This window comes from Paenibacillus baekrokdamisoli (genome assembly GCF_003945345.1).
Lineage (GTDB): Bacteria > Bacillota > Bacilli > Paenibacillales > Paenibacillaceae > Paenibacillus_Z > Paenibacillus_Z baekrokdamisoli.
The window spans coordinates 3,445,196-3,460,505 of sequence record NZ_AP019308.1 but is presented as its reverse complement, the minus strand read 5'-3'; the positions used below and the strand labels follow the sequence as shown (position 1 = coordinate 3,460,505).

Below are 15,310 nucleotides of genomic sequence, written 5' to 3'. Positions count from 1 at the left end.
GTAATGTAACATATATCGATGTTTTGATACATATAGTATAAAGAATAGAATGAAAAAGGAGAGGGTAGCGATGTTAGATAGGGAACACTTTTGTTGTGTGCGCTGCGAGAAGGTGCTTTTGAAGGAAGAAGCTGAGGTCTTATTTCGAACAGGCTTCTATCGCTCTATTCATGCACTGGGCTGCTGCAAAACCTGCTATGAAATAACCGCTGGTTCCGGAATGCCGGAGAACGAGGATTTATTCAGCGAAGGCCGACTGAAACGTCATGATGCGATGTCGGATCAATCCAACTATAACAATAACCAATTGGCTATAGCCTTGTGAACCATTAATACCTGCCCATTTACAGCTTATATTGCTGTAAATGGGCAGGTATTAATTTTCGCTAAAGAAACTTCCAATCACTTCCTATCTTCTGTATAATGAAAACGAATTGAAGCGGCTATCCATTGTGTAGCTTGCTCGAACAGGAGGTAAAGGATGGATTCTCAAACCGGATCAAAGCCAGTAGTACAATTGAAAAATGTAACGAAAACATTCGGAAGTCGAACGATTATCGATCATTTGACGCTTGATTTGCCGTCTGCTGAAGTATTCGGTTTCCTAGGACCCAATGGGGCCGGTAAAACGACGACAATTCGGATGATGGTCGGTCTCATGTCGCTAACAGATGGCGACGTTCTTATTGAAGGACACAGTATTCGGAAGGATTATGAGAAAGCGATTCGGCATGTCGGAGCGATTGTTGAAAATCCGGAGATGTACAAATATTTGACAGGTTTTCAGAATTTGCTTCATTTCTCTCGCATGGTTCCTGGCATTACGAAGCAGCGAATTGATGAAGTCGTTGAGTTAGTCGGATTGAAATCTCGTATTCATGACAAAGTAAAAACCTATTCGCTTGGAATGCGTCAGCGGCTTGGGGTCGCGCAAGCAATTATGCATAAGCCATCTTTGCTCATATTAGATGAGCCTACGAATGGACTCGATCCAGCAGGTATCCGCGAACTGCGCGATTACTTGCGTAAGCTTGCCAAGGAAGAGGGAATAACCGTATTCGTATCCAGCCATCTACTCAGCGAGATGGAGCTCATGTGTGATCGCGTAGCAATTATTCAAGGCGGCAAGCTGATTGATGTACGCAGCATTCGTCAAGGGGCACCACTTGCAAGCGAGGCAAGCCGTGTCTTGTTCGAGGTTGATCGACCGGCAGAAGCGGTACTTTATCTTGCCAAGTATAATGCGATTCAAGAGGAAGACGCAGCGCTTGTCAATGTAGATAAAGAGACGATTGCAGTCGTTAATTCCGAGCTTGTTACGGCAGGATTCAAGGTGTTTGGTATTCGAATATTGAATAAATCTCTAGAAGAGCAGTTCCTGGAAATGACAGGAGGCGAGAGTGTTGTTTAACTTTTTACAACTCGTTAGAAACGAGAACATGAAAATATATTTGCGTATGCGGACATGGATTATGTTCGGCATAATTGTCGTCCTACAGCTGGCGATATCCATCATCGCTAAGCTTGTATCGCATAGTGATCCCAACAACTGGACCATGATGTTTCTTGAATCCAACATCTTGTTGGTATTTGTCACTATATTTACAGTTGTCGCTTCTGCTGACAGCGTGGCCGGTGAATTTACGAGCGGGACTATTAAGCTCTTGTTGATTCGTCCTTGGAGCCGCTCCAAGATTCTTCTCTCCAAATATATCAGCCTCATCCTGCTAGCGCTCTTCATGTCTGTGGTGCTATTCGTATTCTCCTTCTTCGTCAATATGCTGTTATTCGGATATGATAGCTCGAAGGATGTGGTCAAGAACGTTTTCTCCGTAAATCGGGATATTCCAGTACTTGGCTATATGCTGCTGTTTTACCTGTATCAATTCATTTCTTTAATCATTACGGTGACACTCGCGTTTATGCTATCGACCGTGTTCCGTAGTGGTGGGTTAGCGATTGGACTCTCCTTGTTTGTATTGCTTGCGGGAAGTACCGTTACTGGCTTGTTAAGTATGCTTGATTATGAATGGGTGAAGTATATCCTATTCCTAAATATGAACCTGTCTTCCTATTTGAACCTGTCGCCACTGAAGGAAGGGATGACTATGGGCTTCTCCATCTCCGTATTAGCCGTCTATTATGTGGTGTTCATGGGTCTGACTTGGTTTATCTTCAACAAACGTGATGTAGCCGCATAATCAACTACATCTAGGGATTAAGGAAATAATCAAGGAAGCAGCCTGACAAGCCGGCTGATTCCTTAATAACTAAGGAGCTCCCCGTCGTGATGACAAGGGAGCTCCTTTGTGTGAATAAGTAAAAGTAGAGGTAACATCTTCAACTGTGTATGGATATTCCCGTTAGCCAGCTTGCCGGGATTTTTCTTTTTCTTTATTGTTAGCTTCCTTATTCTGCTGCTGCTGGGCTAACTCATGGTCGGTAAGCGGGCGTGACTTCGCCTCAGGAGTATGTTCCATCCGGCTGCTGCCATTGAAGATACCGCCCTCTTGTATGAGCAGAGATTGAGCAGCAACATTGCCGTTTAGGTGACCGGAGGCCGTAATTGTCAGACGACCTTTCGTATGAATATCACCGAATACTTTGCCGGCAACAATGACGTCTCTGGCTGTTATGTTGGATTTAACGACTCCGCATTCTCCGATGATGACATCACCCTTGCAGGCTATTTCACCGTGGTACTCACCTTCAATTCGAATGCCTGCTTCACTGGTAAGCTTGCCGTCAATATGAGTTCCTTGTCCGATTAACGTGTCGGTCGTGCCGAGTCTTTTGTTTTCCTTGAACATCCGTTATCAGTCCTCCTTCACTAATCGCAAATAGTTGAAAGGATTAACCGGCTCATCCTCTTGCATGATCTGAAAATGCAAATGGGGAGCTGTACTGCGGCCTGTGGAGCCAAGCAGACCTATTTTCTCGCCGCGTACCACGATATCGTTTCGGTTAACCACAATTCGTTTTAAATGATAGTAAGTGGTTTTGAGGTTTTTAGTATGTTTAATAATGATATAGTTCCCTTTGCTGTCATTTGTACCTGTCTCCAGAACTACTCCATCAGCTGCTGCGATGACGGCATCACCTTGTTTACCCGCAATATCGATACCCGCGTGGAAGGTAGATCGGCCGGTAAAGGGATCGGTGCGATAACCAAATCCAGATGTTAGCATATGTGATCGCGTAGGCCAACCAGAGGGGATGGCGGCTTGTTCGGCACGACGCAGCTGATCTCGCTTCAGAGAGGCAGTCATCGTCTCTGCCATTGTATCGATAAGGCTTGAGAAGGCACGAAAATCGAGCTTGGATTCCATGGCAAGCTTGATCATACGATGTGCTTCCTTCGTAGGTGAATAGCTATCATTGGTGATGGACTGCTCAGGAGCTTGGACAGGAGCACTCTGATGAACGGTGCTGCTGTAAGCGTCAGTGAATTGCTTGAGCTTCGCTTCGAGCTCCTGCAGATCGGTCAGCTTATCCTCCATATCGGAGGTTTGCTGCTTTAAGCGATCTATTTCCTGCTGCAGTAAGGCAACCTTCTTATCCTTCGCTTGAACGTTCTGAGCGAAAGAAGCCCTTTGTGTGGCCAAGGTCTGCTCCGTTAAGTGCAGGTGGTAAGCGGAACGGAATTGCAACCCGGCGATGCAGCCAGATACCGCAAGTACGGCAACGGCAGGTGCGGCGATAATGGAACGCCTCGAAACTTGGAACTGCCTCACGTTTCGATCAGCGCCGCGCATGATCAGGAGCGACCATTTGCTTCCCCGAGTTCTTTTTAACATGCGTTCTCCTTCCGGCCGGCAAAGATTAGAACGTTCTTATAGCTATTTATTCTAAGAAGCTATAAAACATGCCAACAAAAAGGTGTATATGGTGGAGACGAGCAGTTAAAGCTAGTATCATTTCGAATCATCAGGAGGGCTTGTATGATATGGGTCGTGCTAGCACTCATCATTTTTATTTTTCAGATCGCCACGATTCTCATCCTCGAGTTTCGTCATCCATCTAAGACCGTAGCATGGCTGCTCATCTTGTTTATTTTTCCTATCATCGGATTTGTTATGTACTATTTCTTGGCGCAAGAATATCAACGCAGGCGTACGGTTCGTAAACGCGGGGTAGTTGCGGAAGAGATGCGGCTTCAAGCACTGCTGCGCTGCAAGATCGTTCACCGGCCAGGTGATATGCATAGTAATCAATTTACTCATCAGGAACGTCTCTTTCGGATGCTTCAGAGCATGACCTTATCCCCAATTACAAGCTGTAATGAAGCATCGGTCTTAACGAATGCCGATGAAACCTATGCATCCATTCTAGAGGCTATCGAGCAGGCCAAGCATCATATTCATGTTGAATATTATACGATCCGTCATGATCAGATTGGCCAGCGCTTCAAGGAGGCGTTAATCAAGAAAGCGAAGGAAGGGCTGGAAGTTCGGGTCATCTATGATGGAGTCGGAAGCTTGGAGCTTAGCAATCGCTACCTTGAGGAATTGGCTGCTGCTGGTATACATACGCAGTGTTTCTTAGCGCCTCGCCTTGCTTTCTTTGACAAGCGGATGAATTATCGCAATCATAGAAAGATTGTGGTCGTGGATGGGCTTGTCGGTTTTGTGGGCGGCATCAATATTGGAGATGAATATCTGGGCGCTAATCCTAAGCTTGGATTTTGGCGCGATACCCATATGCGGATTAAAGGGGATGCGGTTTATTTCTTGCAAGAGGTGTTCATGCAGGATTGGTTTTTTACATCCAAAGAGAGATTGAATAATCTTGCTTATTTGCCCGAGCATAGCTGTGTGAGCAATGAGCAGGTGCAAATCGTCTCAAGCGGTCCGAACAGCAGCGCGGATGCTATTCTGGAATGCGTGTTTGCTGCCATCTCTGTTGCCAAGTCACGTATTTTCATAGAGACGCCCTACTTTATTCCAGATCCAAGTGTACTGATGGGGCTGCGGACGGCTGCACTAAGCGGCGTCGATGTGAGAATCATCATTCCGTATGTGGCGGATTCGAAGCTGGTGCTCTACGCCTCGCTATCTTATGTGGAGGATCTGCTAATGGCAGGTGTACGATTTTACCGCTATCGAAAAGGCTTTATTCATGCGAAAGTACTCATCGTGGATGAATTAATCGCATCCGTTGGGTCGGCTAACATGGATATGCGCAGCTTTTTCAGTAATTTTGAGATCAATGCATTAATGTTCGACGAGTCTGCTATTAAGCAGTTAGATGACGATTTCAAGAAGGATTTGGAGGATTGCATGGAGATCCACATGTACGAGTTTAAACGACGTCCGCGTTGGCAAAAGGCAAGCGAGGTTATCGCACGTATGCTGTCTCCGCTGCTGTAAGTCATTGATTAAATGTAAAAAGCTATCCGGCGTGTCATTCGAAATGACGTCACGGATAGCTTTTTTCGAAATATAAGAAAGTATAAGTTTCCTCTATACTTTGCTTATATTTTAGAGGGAAGAAACTTGCTTCGCCGCCAAGGACGGCGTAAGCCGTTTCTTCTTATAGGGAAGGGAGTAGGTTTAGACGTTCTGGAGAGATGGACGATCGAGCCTGACAATAGGAGCGATTGGATGATCCTTGCCACTTATCAGGTTGCGAAGCAGGTGAGAGGCTATCATGCTGTAGACAGTTCCGTTGCCTCCGTAGCCGAGGCAGTAATAGACGTTCGGCCAGCTTGGATCAACGCCGATGAAAGGCAGATTATCGCGGGACTCCCCGAATGTTGCCGTCCAATCATGAGTGAGCGGTGCATCAAAGGTTGGGAAATGCTCCTTGACTCTGTCATAGAGCTTGTCCGTTCGTCTATAACGAGCTTGTACATCTGTAAGGGGTTCTGGTGTTTCTTCATCAAGACCGCCTGCGATTACTCGTCCATCAGACGTGGTTCTCATATAGAAGTAGGGTCTCGCGGTTTCCCATATGAAATGATGCTCAAACCACTTTTCAATATTTGGCTGTGGAGCTGTTGCAATGGCATAGGTTCGACTGATAGCCGCTTTAATGAGTTGTCCGCGAAGCTCTTCCGGCTCGTAACCAATGGCATAGATGACATGATCGGCAAGAACGGTTGCTCCTGATGCAGTTTGAAGATGCTGCCGACCATCTTCTTGTGTAATGTGGGCAACGATATCCGTGTGCTCGTGAACAGCAAGTCCAAGCTTAGAGGCAGCATCTGCTAGCGCATGGACAAAGCGAAACGGATTAATCTCGGCATCCCCATGAGTAATGATGGCGCCTGGCTTACTGAAAGGGTAATGGGCCGAGATATCTTCGGGGGTCCAAAATTCCACGTCGAATCCATGATTCTTTAACGCAGCAAATTCACGCTTAAGATTGGGTAATTCACTCTCCGTGCTGGCATAGTACAGGCTGCTCCGGCTGATGAAGCCGACATCTACGTCTAGCTCTGAGGCGATCTGTCCAATTTGCTCTACAGCTTGCTTGCAGGCCTTATAAAAGCTGACGGCGTCAGTTTCGCCGATCTGGTCAATGAGTGCAGATAGCATGACATCGTTACAAAATTGCAGCAGTCCTGTATTAGCAGAGGTACTTCCACCTGCAACTTCGCCACGCTCCAAGATACAAGCTTGAATGCCGTTCTTGGCAAGCGCATAACCGCAAGCAGCACCTGACATACCACCGCCAACAATAGCAACCTGCACATCAATATCTGCTGCAAGCTGTGGGTATGTACGATAGTGCTCCATCGTTTGTGGCCAATAAAGTGTTCCATTGTGCAAGTCCTTCATTGTCGATACCTCCCAAGCCTAATATGCCCAACTTTTCCGAATATGTTGGGCTTTCTTTGAGTAAAGCGGTGATGCAGGCAGCACCTTTTACTAAGTTTGAACCGCCAGCTTGTCGATCGCTATAATGAGTCATATGGTCTTTCCTCAGAAGAACCTGTATCATCAACTTTACAAGGCTATTACATCCTGACAAATCATCGGAGGTGCTCTTTTGAAAAAGGATACAGGTATTGAGGTGCTTGGTGTTCCACTCGTGCAGACGACGCGGGGAGAGCGGATTGAAAATGTGCACAGCGGTCATATAGCCGTTGTTTCAATAGAGGATCAAGGCAGTGACCCCATGGGGGGCAGCGGCAAAATCATTGCGCAGGCGGGTGATGCCTCCATCCTGAATTATATGAGATCAACCGCAAAGCCGATTCAAGCCTTGGCTGCTGTGATGGGCGGTGTACTAGAGGACTATGGCTTAGGGGAGGATGCGCTTGCCATTATGTGCGGCTCGCAGCAAGGAGAGGCAGAGCATATTGCTTTGCTCACGCGCATGCTGGAGCAAACGGGCATTCAGGAGGAGCAGCTGGCCTTTGGGCCAACCCTGCCAGCAAGCTTGCGAGCGCGTGATGCTCTTGCTGCTGCGGGGGGAGGACCGCGCAAGCTCTATCATGTATGCGCGGGCAAGCATATTGGCATGCTCGCGCTGTGTAAGAAGCGCGGCTGGCCGCTGGATTCCTATGCGCAGCCGGAACATCCGCTGCAGCAGGAGCTGCTGGGGCATGTCGCGGCCTTCGCGGACATGCCGCAAGAGGCGATCGGCCGCGCGATTGACGGCTGCGGCCTGCCGGTATTCGCGCTGCCACTATGGCGGCTCGCGCTCATCTATGGGCGGCTAGCCGCCCCGGCCGTCGCCGGGGGCAGCGCCGCCATGGCTGCGGCTGCGCGCATAGCCGCAGCCATGAACAGCCGCCCCGCCCTCGTCGAGGGCTCCGGGCGGCTTGCCAGCGTCATGCTTGGCGACGCCAACGTAGTCGCCAAGAGCGGCGCGCAGGGCGTCTTCGCCTTTGCCCTGCGGCGCGAGAAGCTAGCCGTCGCCATGAAGCTGGCCGACGGCGGAGAGTCCGCTTGGCCGGAGGCAGCCTGCGCGGTGCTCGAGCAGCTTCGCGTAGGCGGCAACCTCGTCAGTCGCATCCGCGAGCAGTTCCCGCCGGCGATCGTCAATGACGCCGGGGAGATCGTCGGCCGTCGCGAGCCCTGCCTGCAGCTCACCTTTCACTAACCATTTTATATTTCCTCAAGGGCTTTAATGGCAGGGATTTTAGGATTATTTACATTAGCAGCGACAAGCCGGAAGTAAAGCAAAAGTTTTATTGGCTCAATCTTATAATCAGTGGTTGACTATTTTGTAACGGGTCCGTTTCGAGTCTAAGCCGCTTTTTATTCGTCGATAGGTGATTCTACACAGCGATTCAGACGTTCAATAAGAAATAACAGGAAAACCACCATTTCATTCTCTCGATTTTGGGCTGAGCGGTCATTTTTCCCGTTAATCTTGCTGAGCGGACTGTGGAACCGCTATTCAGATCGAAACACGACTCCAAACAAGTTCAGCGGACACAGGTTCCGCTATCAACTAAAATGCAGCTGGTTTCAGATGATTTGCTGGAGAATAGCGGCTTCTCTGTCCTTTAGTCTACCTACATGCAGTGATTGGAATGAAATAAGAGCTCTCCTGTCCGCTCAACATCTGATTACCTTCGTCGTCAACCACTAGTTTTAGTGTTGAGCCGTTTTATTCTTCGTATTTCTTGTTATTTTCGTCATCTCGCTTATTTTCGGCAGAAGACGAGCCTAACTGTGGTCTATACCATTTAAGCGAGTTCAAGTCATTCAAGTCATTCTAGTCTCATGTATCAACCCGAATGAATGATGGATTTACGATGGAAGTTCAAGTCACTAATGTTCATACGGTTCATAACTTGGGATAGATTGTCGTCATCGCTTGGGGCGGTGTGCCATTCCCCAATGAGGATTTTAATCCTCGAGTGGTTTACTCCCCCTTGGTTCTTGTATAAAATGGAATTATCCAATAGAAACATCTAACAAGAGTAGACCGTTCATTGGCGAACGGTCTACTTTTGTATCCAAAGGGGCGAGTTCAATCATGCTGCAAAAAAGCAGATTTTTTCGATTTTGCGTGTATACGCTGGGGCTGCTGCTGATCATCTACATGATTTCAAAGGTCAGCTTTCTATTCCAACCCTTATCCAAAATGTTCAACATCCTCATTGTGCCCTTTGTACTCGCAGGTTTCTTTTACTACTTGCTGCGTCCGATTGTTCACTTCCTCACAGAAAGGAAAATGAACAAAATCGTAGCCATTCTGCTGATTTATTTCCTATTTGCAGCCTTGGCTTTTATTTTCTTCATCGTCGTCTGGCCGACACTCATTAAACAGATCAATAACTTTGCCGATAGTGTTCCAATGCTGATTGAAGGATTCAAGACTCAACTTAACAATATTCAGAGCAATCGAATCGTTGGTTTCTTAAACCCGGGTAATTCGGATCTTTCTAACAAACTATCCGAGCTTCTGAACACAATCATTACGACTGCATCCAATTATGTGACGAATGTCATCTCTGCCATAACCAGCTTCATCATCGTTGTAGCGACTGCTCCAATTATTTCGTATTACATGCTCAAAGAAGGGGAGTCCATCCCGAGATCTTTTCTTCACCTCATTCCAAGTCGATACACGCGGGATGGAAAAGAAGTGCTGGACGAAATCGATTCGGCTTTGAGCGGATTTATTCTGGGCCGGATGATTATTACCTCTTTGCTTGGCGTTATGATGTACATCGGATTTTTGATCATAGGCTTGCCCTATTCGCTGCTGATCGCGATCATTGCCACGATTCTCAACATTATCCCGTATATCGGATCAATACTAGGCGCTATTCCATGTGTTATTGTAGCCTTTATTGTTTCTCCAACCATGGTACTATGGGTGTTGATCGTCGTTGTAATCGCCCAGCAAATTGAGGGGAACGTTTTATCGCCTTTTATTTATGGGAAAAGAATCGATATTCATCCGCTGACTACGATCGTTTTATTGCTGGTAGCGGGGGAGATGTCTGGTATTCTAGGCGTTATTCTGGCGATTCCGTTCTACATGGTCGTCAAAATCATCATCGTCCGTATTTATCGTCTATTCTTAGCCGAGAAGGTTGAGGAGCTCGTCGAATAACAGGAAGCCCGCTGCGCGGACGGATCATTCTTACGATCGCTGTTGTCTCCCTATTTCTTGATTCTATCCCTCAGGGGTAGAAATAAGGAGACAAAGGCGAACGCTACGCTTCTTCAGAACGATTCCGTCCGCTGCGCTTTTGTTTTCCTGATGGCAAGCACTGATTAAATTCCTGAACTCCTTCAGCTTACAGCGTCTTCATGGTCTCTCGATAAACGGTCGGCGACTGCCCGTAGAAACGTCGGAATTGCTTGGAGAAGTAGAGCGGGTCCTGAAAGCCGACTGAAGCAGCGACTTGCTCAATCGTCAGCTCCAGCCGCTCACGCAGTAATAAATGTGCTTTATCTATGCGAAGCTTGAGCAGGAACGTTACGGGTGTAAGGCCGGTTTGCTGCTTGAATAGCCGTGATAGATAAGCGCGGTTATAACCGAGCATCTCTGCTATATTCTCGATTGATATAGGTTCCGTATATTGCGTTGATAGATAACGGATAACCTGCTGTATGAGCGCCTTGCCATCATTGCCTCGCTGAGGAGCTCCTGCTTCCTCCTTGCTAAGCAGCATGCCGAACTCGGCAAACAAAAGATATAAATAGCCGGCTGCGCGCAGATGTGCGGTCGAGCCGCCATGACGGAAGGATCGCTCTATACTGCGGTAGAGCACACTTACTCTTGGATTCAGACCTGTGTTGATAATGGGCTGCTGTGCGGATAGGCCGGCTCCAGAAACGAGCTTGGCAGCTTGAGGTCCTTCAAAGGCTATCCAGCGATAACGCCAAGGCTCCGATTCACTTGAGGCATAGCTGATTAGCTGGTCAGGATGAATCAAGAAGGACTGTCCGGCACTTACCTCACGCTGCTCGCCCTCATAAGAGAAAGTGCCGGAGCCAGACAGTACATGATGCATCAAATAGAAGTCATAGACTTTGGGCCCGACCATATGGCCGGGCTTTGTTTGGCTTTCACCGGAAAATAATACATATAAATCACCATGTTCATTCGGTATCGGGTTCGATACAACCGAGTAGGTTACTGATCGGTTCAAATCGCTCCACTTCCTTTGCCAATAGGAATATCTGCTTAGGCTTTAATAGTAACATAGCTTCCTTCATACATTCGAATAAAGTCACATATATCCATGTCATGCTCACATCAAGCCATTTTGTTCTACTCTGTGTTCAGCTATACTAATGCTAGAGTGAAACAACTACACAACAGAAGGAAAGTGGTGCAACGATGGCTAACATCCAGGAGCTGACACAACGATTTCTTAACGTATATGGTGAATCATCAGAGAGCATCCATGTCTTTCATGCGCCAGGCAGGGTTAACCTGATTGGGGAACATACGGATTATAATGGAGGTTATGTTTTTCCAGCGGCATTGACCTTTGGTACAACGCTGCTGATCCGCAACCGCAATGATAATCAACTAGGCTTAGCCTCAACAAACTTTGCCGAGCATAGGCATTTGCCAATTGAGCCGATCGCTTATGATGAAGCCGATGATTGGATGAACTATCCAAAGGGTATCGTGAAAGAGCTTCAGCAGCGCGGTCGCAAGTTTGAAACAGGCTTCGATCTTCTGTTTCATGGTGAGATTCCTAATGGAGCAGGTCTTTCATCCTCGGCATCCATTGAAGTTGTTACGGCTTTTGCGCTGCTGACGATGGGCGGATATCCTACGGATACAGTTGAGATCGCACTGCTTTCACAGAAATCGGAGAATGAATTCAACGGTGTTCAATGCGGCATCATGGATCAATTTGCGGTAGCAAATGGTCGTAAGGATCACGCGATTCTGCTCATGTGCGATACACTCGAATATGATCTGGTTTCTTTCCAATCTGGTCAGTATCAATTGGTCATCGGCAATACGAATAAACGTCGGGGGCTAGTGGATTCTGCATATAACGAGCGCCGCAGTCAATGCGAGCAAGCGGTTGAGGATTTGAAGGCAGCCTTCCCAAGTCTTACCCTGCTTGGTCAGCTCTCCCTTGCAGATTTTAACGCGAATAAGCATCTCATCAAGGATGAAGTCGTCCGCATGCGCGCTGAGCATGTGGTGGAAGAGATAGACCGTGTTATTCGTTCCATCGAGGTGCTTAAGGCGAATGACTTGGAAGCCTTCGGACAATTGATGAATCAGTCGCATGACTCGCTTCGTGATCTTTACGAAGTAACAGGTTTAGAGCTCGATGCAATGGTTACAGCAGCACGTTCCGTGGAAGGCGTACTCGGCTCAAGAATGACGGGGGCCGGCTTTGGCGGCTGTACAGTCTCACTTGTTCACGAGGACAGCATCGAACGCTTCAAGGAAGAAGTCGGACGTCAGTATTTTGCAGCGACAGGCCTTACACCAGACTTTTATGTTTGTACAATCGGTAATGGTGTAGAGCAATTATCTTAAGCGTTTAAGAACTTCTTGGACAAGGAATGAAGGACAAGGAACGAACTGAAAAGGGGAGAAACCAAATGGCAGTATTAGTAACTGGAGGAGCGGGTTATATTGGCTCGCATGCCGTGGCAGCATTAGTAGAGCGCGGTGAAGAAATCGTTATTATAGACAATCTGCAGCAAGGCCATAAGGATGCCATTATCGGCGGTAAACTTTATGTAGGTGACCTGCGTGATGGAGAATTTCTAGATACGATTTTTCAAGAGAATAGCATTGATGCTGTTATACATTTTGCAGCTAATTCACTAGTAGGCGAGAGTATGAAGGATCCAGGCAAATATTATCACAACAATGTCTATGGCACGCTTGTATTGCTGGAGAAGCTGATCCAATATGACGTGAAGAAGATTGTATTCTCATCGACTGCGGCAACCTACGGCGAACCAGAAAGCTTGCCGATCCAAGAGAATGACCGGACGCTTCCTACGAACACCTATGGAGAAACCAAGCTGGCTATGGAGAAAATGATGAAGTGGTACGATACCGCTTATGGCTTGAAATTCGTCGCACTTCGTTATTTCAATGCAGCAGGCGCTCACGCTAGCGGCCGTATCGGCGAGGATCACAGTCCGGAGACGCATCTGGTCCCATTAGTTATTCAGGCGGCACTTGGCCAGAGGCCTCATATCTCCGTCTTCGGAGAAGATTATCCGACTGAGGATGGCACTTGTATCCGTGATTACATTCATGTAAGCGACCTTGCCGATGCGCATGTGCTAGCGGTTGATCGTTTGCGTAAAGGCGGCGAAAGCTCGGTTTATAATTTAGGTAACGGTACAGGCTTCTCCGTGAAGCAGGTTATTGACACAGCACGCCAAGTAACTGGTCGTGAAATAGCAGCTGTCATCGAGGATCGCCGTGCGGGTGATCCAGCTATACTCGTTGCCTCATCCGATCGTGCTCGCCAAGAGCTTGGCTGGAATCCTACACGTAATAAACTTGAAGACATTATCGGCAGCGCATGGGCGTGGCACCAAGCTAATCCAAGCGGCTATAACGACAAGTAAAGTCACCGTATACCACCCCTCAGCTAGAGCGGGTGGTATGCATAGTTAGCAGAGCGCTTTACAAAGGAGTCTATTATGAAACAACAACATCAAACGCCGAGTGCTGATGAAGCGCTCGTACTGATCGAACGTCTGGTTCAATTCGCTGTTCAGCATGGACTGGCTGAGCAGCTTGATAGCTATTCGTCACGAAATGCATTGCTGGACCTATTCAAATTTACCGAAGCCTACAGTGGCGAAGTGCCTGAGGAGAATCTCCAAAGCCCAATAACGGTGCTGGAGCAGCTTCTTGATTACGGCGCGTCAATCGGTCTTATTCCTGATAACACAATCACGTTCCGAGATTTGCTGGATGCACGCATTATGGGACTGGTTATGCCACGTCCGTCAGAGACAGCAGCCAAGTTCCAAAGACTCTCTGCATCTGAGGGTGTTGCCCGTGCGACAGATGATTTCTATCGCCAGAATATCAATTCTAATTATATACGGATGGATCGCATTGCGAAGAATCAGTATTGGGAGCAGCCAACCGAATACGGTAAGCTTGAGATTACCATCAATTTATCGAGGCCGGAGAAGGACCCCAAGGAAATTGCTTTGCTCAAAACAATGGCACCCAGTCATTATCCAAAATGCTTACTATGTATCGATAATGTAGGCTATGCGGGCCGTGCCGACCATCCAGGCCGTCAAAATATCCGTGTAATCCCGCTGGAACTGCGTGGAGAACAATGGTACTTCCAATACTCGCCTTATGTCTACTACAATGAGCACAGCATCGTGTTCAAAGGAAAGCATGAGCCGATGCGCATCTCAGACGAATCATTTGCAAGGCTGCTCGATTTTGTCGATGTATTCCCGCATTACTTTATCGGATCAAATGCAGATTTGCCGATTGTGGGCGGCTCCATTCTTAGCCATGACCATTTTCAAGCGGGTCGACATGTATTCCCGATGGAGGCAGCATCCGTAGAAGCGATCTTCACGGATCCTGCAGAGCCAGGTCTTCGTTACGGCACAGTTGCATGGCCAATGTCGGTGGTACGTGTGAATGGTACAAGTAAAGCGGCTGTATTGAGGGCAGCAAGCCGCCTTCTGACGGCATGGCGCTCTTATAGCGATCCTGAAGCAGATATTATTGCATTCTCGGATCAAGGCGGTGAGCAAGTGCCGCATAATACGATTACGCCAATCGCACGTATTCGTGATAACGGTGAGTATGAACTTGATCTCGTTCTGCGTAATAACCGGACAACCGAAGCGTTTCCGAGCGGAATCTTTCATCCGCATCAGCACTTACACCATATTAAGAAAGAAAATATCGGCTTAATCGAGGTGATGGGACTAGCTGTTCTTCCAGGTCGATTAAAAACCGAGCTCGAAGAAATTGCAGAAATGCTCACCCTCGGAACGGATTTAAATCAAGCTTCTTTTCAGGATGGTCCACTAGCTAAGCATGAGGATTGGATTCGCGATATGATTGCCGTTCATGGTAATAAACTATCTACTTGGCAAGCCGAAGAGGTGCTGCGAGATGAGGTTGGCCGAAAATTTCTTGATGTTCTCAAGGATGCTGGCGTCTATAAACGCACACGGGAAGGCCAATATGCATTTAAGCGGTTCCTTACCTCGCTCGGCTTGATCACAAGCAAACAATAAGGCGGGATACAATAATAGGACGATCGCTTTTCCGATATCTCGGAAAGAGATCGTCTATTTGGTTTAAGGAAGGGGCACATAGGGCTATGCTATTGCATAGTTACATTGGCAGCCTAGGTTAATAATAATTAATAATGGAATTTTTTTATAATTATTTAGAGGAA

Annotated in this window: 13 protein-coding genes; 9 read left to right on the top strand and 4 right to left on the bottom strand. The window is 47.4% G+C overall.

All coding sequences use genetic code 11. The annotated features are described in order from the left end of the window. The first annotated feature begins 70 nt into the window (after positions 1 to 70). The 3 genes from EKN16_RS15615 to EKN16_RS15605 all read left to right on the top strand — a co-directional run bounded on the left by EKN16_RS15615 (position 71) and on the right by EKN16_RS15605 (position 2,201). Entirely contained in the window at positions 71 to 325 is a 255-nt protein-coding gene (locus EKN16_RS15615) for a hypothetical protein (RefSeq protein WP_125658916.1), read from the top strand. Positions 326 to 481: 156 nt separating this feature from the next. After that, complete coding sequence (locus EKN16_RS15610; protein WP_125658912.1) at positions 482 to 1,411, top strand: ABC transporter ATP-binding protein; 930 nt, start codon at positions 482 to 484, stop codon at positions 1,409 to 1,411. Continuing rightward, a complete protein-coding gene (locus EKN16_RS15605; protein ID WP_125658909.1) occupies positions 1,404 to 2,201 on the top strand; it encodes an ABC transporter permease in 798 nt (265 codons plus the stop codon). The genes EKN16_RS15610 and EKN16_RS15605 overlap by 8 nt, the downstream gene beginning before the upstream one ends. Before the next feature lie 162 nt (positions 2,202 to 2,363). On the opposite strand, the gene EKN16_RS15600 is transcribed toward EKN16_RS15605, so the two are convergent. Further along, entirely contained in the window at positions 2,364 to 2,810 is a 447-nt protein-coding gene (locus EKN16_RS15600) for a bactofilin family protein (protein WP_125658906.1), read from the bottom strand. A gap of 6 nt (positions 2,811 to 2,816) precedes the next feature. Beyond that, on the bottom strand, positions 2,817 to 3,797 hold the full coding sequence (locus EKN16_RS15595) for a peptidoglycan DD-metalloendopeptidase family protein (RefSeq protein WP_125658902.1): 981 nt from the start codon (positions 3,795 to 3,797) through the stop codon (positions 2,817 to 2,819). Positions 3,798 to 3,941: 144 nt separating this feature from the next. On the opposite strand from EKN16_RS15595, the gene cls reads away from it, so the two are divergent. Next, positions 3,942 to 5,369: a cardiolipin synthase gene (gene cls / locus EKN16_RS15590; protein WP_125658899.1), complete on the top strand. Its 1,428-nt coding sequence runs from the start codon at positions 3,942 to 3,944 to the stop codon at positions 5,367 to 5,369. Positions 5,370 to 5,552: 183 nt separating this feature from the next. Here cls and EKN16_RS15585 read toward each other — a convergent pair whose 3' ends face one another. Next, positions 5,553 to 6,782, bottom strand: a complete 1,230-nt coding sequence (locus EKN16_RS15585; protein WP_125658897.1) for an NAD(P)/FAD-dependent oxidoreductase — start codon at positions 6,780 to 6,782, stop codon at positions 5,553 to 5,555. Positions 6,783 to 6,993: 211 nt separating this feature from the next. On the opposite strand from EKN16_RS15585, the gene EKN16_RS15580 reads away from it, so the two are divergent. Both EKN16_RS15580 and EKN16_RS15575 read left to right on the top strand, forming a co-directional pair. Continuing rightward, the gene (locus tag EKN16_RS15580) at positions 6,994 to 8,052 is read left to right on the top strand and encodes an asparaginase (RefSeq protein WP_164522806.1); all 1,059 of its coding nucleotides are present in this window, start codon (positions 6,994 to 6,996) and stop codon (positions 8,050 to 8,052) included. 885 nt (positions 8,053 to 8,937) lie between these two features. Beyond that, positions 8,938 to 10,023, top strand: coding sequence for an AI-2E family transporter (locus tag EKN16_RS15575; RefSeq protein WP_125658891.1), 1,086 nt, complete (start codon positions 8,938 to 8,940; stop codon positions 10,021 to 10,023). Between the two features lie 187 nt (positions 10,024 to 10,210). On the opposite strand, the gene EKN16_RS15570 is transcribed toward EKN16_RS15575, so the two are convergent. Next, positions 10,211 to 11,068: an AraC family transcriptional regulator gene (locus tag EKN16_RS15570; RefSeq protein WP_125658888.1), complete on the bottom strand. Its 858-nt coding sequence runs from the start codon at positions 11,066 to 11,068 to the stop codon at positions 10,211 to 10,213. A gap of 191 nt (positions 11,069 to 11,259) precedes the next feature. Between EKN16_RS15570 and EKN16_RS15565 the strand changes: the two genes are divergently transcribed. From EKN16_RS15565 to EKN16_RS15555, 3 genes are all read left to right on the top strand, one after another. Further along, a complete protein-coding gene (locus EKN16_RS15565) occupies positions 11,260 to 12,432 on the top strand; it encodes a galactokinase (RefSeq protein WP_125658885.1) in 1,173 nt (390 codons plus the stop codon). A gap of 65 nt (positions 12,433 to 12,497) precedes the next feature. After that, on the top strand, positions 12,498 to 13,487 hold the full coding sequence (galE, locus tag EKN16_RS15560; RefSeq protein ID WP_125658882.1) for a UDP-glucose 4-epimerase GalE: 990 nt from the start codon (positions 12,498 to 12,500) through the stop codon (positions 13,485 to 13,487). A gap of 75 nt (positions 13,488 to 13,562) precedes the next feature. After that, complete coding sequence (locus EKN16_RS15555) at positions 13,563 to 15,146, top strand: UDP-glucose--hexose-1-phosphate uridylyltransferase (RefSeq protein ID WP_125658880.1); 1,584 nt, start codon at positions 13,563 to 13,565, stop codon at positions 15,144 to 15,146. Positions 15,147 to 15,310 lie beyond the last annotated feature (164 nt).

What these genes read in the sequence shown, in the direction of transcription:
- EKN16_RS15615 (WP_125658916.1), top strand. Translation starts at nt 71, where the DNA reads ATGTTAGATAGGGAACACTTTTGTTGTGTGCGCTGCGAGAAGGTGCTT.
- EKN16_RS15610 (WP_125658912.1), top strand. Translation starts at nt 482, where the DNA reads ATGGATTCTCAAACCGGATCAAAGCCAGTAGTACAATTGAAAAATGTA.
- EKN16_RS15600 (WP_125658906.1), bottom strand. Translation starts at nt 2,810, where the DNA reads ATGTTCAAGGAAAACAAAAGACTCGGCACGACCGACACGTTAATCGGA.
- EKN16_RS15595 (WP_125658902.1), bottom strand. Translation starts at nt 3,797, where the DNA reads ATGTTAAAAAGAACTCGGGGAAGCAAATGGTCGCTCCTGATCATGCGC.
- cls (WP_125658899.1), top strand. Translation starts at nt 3,942, where the DNA reads ATGATATGGGTCGTGCTAGCACTCATCATTTTTATTTTTCAGATCGCC.
- EKN16_RS15585 (WP_125658897.1), bottom strand. Translation starts at nt 6,782, where the DNA reads ATGAAGGACTTGCACAATGGAACACTTTATTGGCCACAAACGATGGAG.
- EKN16_RS15575 (WP_125658891.1), top strand. Translation starts at nt 8,938, where the DNA reads ATGCTGCAAAAAAGCAGATTTTTTCGATTTTGCGTGTATACGCTGGGG.
- EKN16_RS15565 (WP_125658885.1), top strand. Translation starts at nt 11,260, where the DNA reads ATGGCTAACATCCAGGAGCTGACACAACGATTTCTTAACGTATATGGT.
- galE (WP_125658882.1), top strand. Translation starts at nt 12,498, where the DNA reads ATGGCAGTATTAGTAACTGGAGGAGCGGGTTATATTGGCTCGCATGCC.
- EKN16_RS15555 (WP_125658880.1), top strand. Translation starts at nt 13,563, where the DNA reads ATGAAACAACAACATCAAACGCCGAGTGCTGATGAAGCGCTCGTACTG.